Below are 3,085 nucleotides of genomic sequence, written 5' to 3'. Positions count from 1 at the left end.
CTCTTTTTCATCTCAAGATAGGATGAACAGAATATCTTGAATTGATTTAAGAAAGCTGTACTTATATCCTCGAAATAAAGACTGTTATTCTTGGATAAGCTCTTGAGTTCTTCCAGAAAAGAATACCCTGGACTTCTACTTTTACCGACCCTTTTTCGTCGCCTTTCCTGGATGTCTTTCTTTACATCTTCAAGAGCTTTTGATTTTTTTGAGGTTTATGAACTCTTCTATATTGCATAGGATCGAACGTTCAGCTCGAGCGACTGAATACACACCACTTAAATGTTTCCCCTTTACTCGCTCAACACCAAACTGAAAGAAGGAGACGGTTCTGCCCTTCCTGGCAACTTTCTTCCTGATCTCATTACTGGATACAGTCTTATTGTCTGTTTCGGCTTCAAGGGCAATGTCATTGGCTTCTTTAAGTTTCGCTAATAAATGGTTGTTTAGCCTAGCTGAATTGGGGTGTGATTTTTTAACCCTACGCTCATTTACATCCCAATGTTTGAGTTCAATAGATTGATCTGTATGAATATACCTGGGCTTCCGGTCCTTAATGATCCGGACAGCTAAAGGGAAAGTGCCGTCCTTTTTTTGTTTTTCCCTTCGTAAAACGATCTTTACTGATGCCATAAAAATGCTGTTTTATTATAGTAAAGATACAAAAAACAGAAGAAAAAGGGTTAAACAATGGTTAAACATTTTGCGATTTTCCTTGTATTTATGTGGTTTAGCATGAAACTAAAAATGCCTTTAAATACCATTTAAGGCCATTATGATTCACATCACTATATATGATATAAGGCTCATAACCCGAAGGTCACAAGTTCGAGTCTTGTCCCCGCTACTATTTGAAGGCACTTTTTGAGTGCCTTTTTTTATATTCCAGCCTTAGTACATTAGTCCCAGCGAAACGAAATCAACATTACTTACCGTCATTCTGAACGGAGCGAAGCGTAGTGAAGAATCTTATCTTCGTGAGGAGTGTCGAAGTCATTTCTCCAAAACCTTACTAAGATTCTTCACTTCAATTTCGGATATTACTACTTGTAATAGAGCTATCTAAAGGGATCATTCATCCCTGAATTTTTGATATCCCTGTTCCGTTCAGAATGACGGTTTTGTTGTTCGTTTTTCCTTCATGCACAAGTCAGTCCAAAGCCCATGTTGGTGTTTTCACCAACATGAATCGATTGCTCATCGATCGTCGGTGAAATCACCAACGATGGCTTAGTTATACAATAATGGAAGAAACGTTATCGATACATCCCCATGGCCTGTCCCTGACAGTTCCCTGACAGGCCAATACCACTGGACTGCTATTTGAGTTAGCCTCAATATGGAAGCGTAGCTGTAACCTACGCTTAGGTTGGGGTTGTGGTTATCAAACTCTCCCCAATGATTGCTTTTATGATGGTAATAATACATTACAATTAATGCAATCCAGTATGCTGAAATGCCTACAATGAAAAAATTTTTAAACATCCCCTCCTCTGTGTCAATGATGGGAATTAAAATCCCCATAAAATTTATACCTGAGAAGGGATTGGTCGGAGCTTCTATTTGATATTTAAATCAAAATAAAGTTACTTGCCAAATAATGAAAACTTCTGATAAAAATAGAGTATTTGAAGTTCTGAAAAGAAATGAGGTTTTTCATATTGAAAAAGTTAAATACGAAGAGCTAACTGCTCCAATGGGTTTAATTTCATCAATTGAAATTATAGGAACACCATTTGTTTTTTTAATAAAACCGGAGTCAAGGTTCAACCGATATAAATGTCAGTATACGAAATATGCACCTGGTTTTCCAAGGTCTAAGATGTTGCCATTGAATGAGGGCGTTGAGTTTGATATACACGGACTTATTGAAACTTTAGAAAAGTGGATTACTAATGAGGTGGCAGAATATTACATTGATCTAGCTACAATAGATTTATGGGAAGAATATAATCTACTCACAAACAGCAATGTAGTTGCTTTAGATTATCAGACTAAATCTATGTTTGAAGATCATGAACAAATTCAGTTAATAGAGGTAATCAATGATCTACAAGCACAATTAAGTATTCATATTGCAGATTCAGAGCAAGAAAGGAAGCTAATAAGTGAGAATTTTGATTATTTAAAGGAAGCTCTTAAACGACTCAATAAATTTGATTGGAGAGGTGTCCTTGTTAGTATTCTAATACAAATTTCAGGAAGTTTAGCACTAGATCATAAAAATCGGACAATGATGGTTGAACTATTTAAAAATGCATTTGCAAATTTTGAGTATTTGAGATTTCTATTGAATTGATAATAGTAATTATCCCTTGTTTTTGAAAGCCACTAGTAAGAAACATCATACCATAGATATATAATCAATCCAAGAAGACCTCTGCTATGTGCTGTATAATGAGGTATATTTAAAGTTTATCTAAAATCTGTCAAAAATGTCACGACCTAAGTGTTTTTTTGCCATACCATCTTACCTTAGTTTTTTACATTAAACTAATCTCTTGGAAAAGAAAGAAAGATATATTACTTGGAGTACCAAAAGAAAGCTTGGTGAAATTACGACAGGAGCAAACTTTAGTGAGAACCAAATTCAAAATCTAGTTGAACCCAACATAATATTGGAAATTGACCATTCAGCAGCAACTTTCCTTTTAAAAAATTGTAATTTCCATAAGGTAGTCCACAAATCAAATCACCTAATAATTTCACAATCCATTCTGGGAGAATTAGAGTTAAATCATAAGCAAGCAGTAAGAATAAATGACAACAGTAATATTGGAAAAGTTAAATTGGAAGGTAATGGTAATTATGAGGGTGATTTGACTTTGGGAATCCAGGGAAATTGCTCAATAAATGAATTGAAACTAATTAAAAGTCAAATAAATTCGTTATCAATTAATAATTCAGAGGTTAAGAGCTTTATATTAGTTGGAAGTAGATGTAACAAATTAATCTTAGAAAAATTCTTAAGTAATGAATTTCAGTTTTTTGATACTTTGATTGGTGACCTAAGTGTTTCAGATACAGATTTTGGTAGATCAATTTTTTCAAAATCTCATTCGTCTATTCAAACATTTACTTATCG

Annotated in this window: 3 protein-coding genes; 2 read left to right on the top strand and 1 reads right to left on the bottom strand. The window is 34.2% G+C overall.

Annotated features, from left to right (window positions below):
- Positions 1-189: 189 nt before the first annotated feature.
- Positions 190-633 (bottom strand): Arm DNA-binding domain-containing protein, encoded by a 444-nt coding sequence (locus RLO81_RS20230; RefSeq protein WP_350116240.1) that lies wholly within the window; start codon positions 631-633, stop codon positions 190-192.
- 967 nt (positions 634-1,600) lie between these two features.
- Between RLO81_RS20230 and RLO81_RS20225 the strand changes: the two genes are divergently transcribed.
- Both RLO81_RS20225 and RLO81_RS20220 read left to right on the top strand, forming a co-directional pair.
- Positions 1,601-2,299 (top strand): hypothetical protein, encoded by a 699-nt coding sequence (locus RLO81_RS20225; protein WP_350116237.1) that lies wholly within the window; start codon positions 1,601-1,603, stop codon positions 2,297-2,299.
- 202 nt (positions 2,300-2,501) lie between these two features.
- Positions 2,502-3,085: hypothetical protein (locus tag RLO81_RS20220; RefSeq protein ID WP_350116235.1), on the top strand; the 584-nt coding region annotated here is incomplete at its 3' end.

Source organism: Fulvivirga sp. (assembly GCF_040220315.1).
Lineage (GTDB): Bacteria > Bacteroidota > Bacteroidia > Cytophagales > Cyclobacteriaceae > Fulvivirga.
The sequence above is the reverse complement of the archived record's forward strand: the minus strand, read 5'-3'. Positions and strand labels throughout refer to the sequence as shown.

What these genes read in the sequence shown, in the direction of transcription:
- RLO81_RS20230 (WP_350116240.1), bottom strand. Translation starts at nt 633, where the DNA reads ATGGCATCAGTAAAGATCGTTTTACGAAGGGAAAAACAAAAAAAGGAC.
- RLO81_RS20225 (WP_350116237.1), top strand. Translation starts at nt 1,601, where the DNA reads ATGAAAACTTCTGATAAAAATAGAGTATTTGAAGTTCTGAAAAGAAAT.